We start from the raw sequence: 614 nt of genomic DNA, 5'->3' as shown, positions 1-614 counted from the left end.
GTACCTAGGTCGAAAGGACCGTCAGATCAAGATACGGGGCTACCGGATCGAGAAGGGAGAGATAGAACATCATGTTTTGGGGCAATCTGGAGTTAGGAACGTTGTAGTTGAAGCGGAAGAAGGCGTAGATGGAGACAAGGAGCTGGTTTGTTATGTAGAAGGAGAAGGCAGTCTAGACATGGATTTGCTGAGGCGAAAGGTGGAAGAGAGTTTACCCTCTCAAATGCATCCCTCGGAGTGGGTTGCTGTTGGAAGCATACCACTGACGGCCCATGGCAAGATCGATGTTGGCAAGTTGTCGCAGGAGCGTCGGCGTGTGGATTCGCAGGGTGAGATAGGAGCGCGGGACGAGGTGGAGCGTCAGATACTGGAAGTTTGGAGCGAGAAGCTTGGCCGTGCCGGGATGGGCGTTCGGTCGAATTTTTTCAGTTGGGGAGGCGATTCGATCCGGGCGATTCGTGTTGTCGGAGAGCTGAACAAACGTTACGGCTTTGGGCTTGAGGTAAAGGACTTTTTTGTACACCAGACGATCGAGTCGCTGGGTAATTATATAAGGGGTGGCGACCGGGGTGCTTCAGCCGGGCTGCAAAAGGCAAAGCAACAGGTTGATGGGG

Annotated in this window: 1 protein-coding gene; it reads left to right on the top strand. The window is 53.4% G+C overall.

The window, feature by feature from the left end; all coding sequences use genetic code 11:
• Positions 1-76 precede the first annotated feature (76 nt).
• Positions 77-614 (top strand): phosphopantetheine-binding protein (locus tag AABK37_RS41780; RefSeq protein WP_432557241.1); only part of this gene is annotated, 538 nt, incomplete at its 3' end.

The sequence above is a fragment of the Tolypothrix sp. VBCCA 56010 genome, from assembly GCF_050875635.1.
Lineage (GTDB): Bacteria > Cyanobacteriota > Cyanobacteriia > Cyanobacteriales > Nostocaceae > Hassallia.
This window is presented reverse-complemented; position numbering and strand designations above follow the sequence as displayed.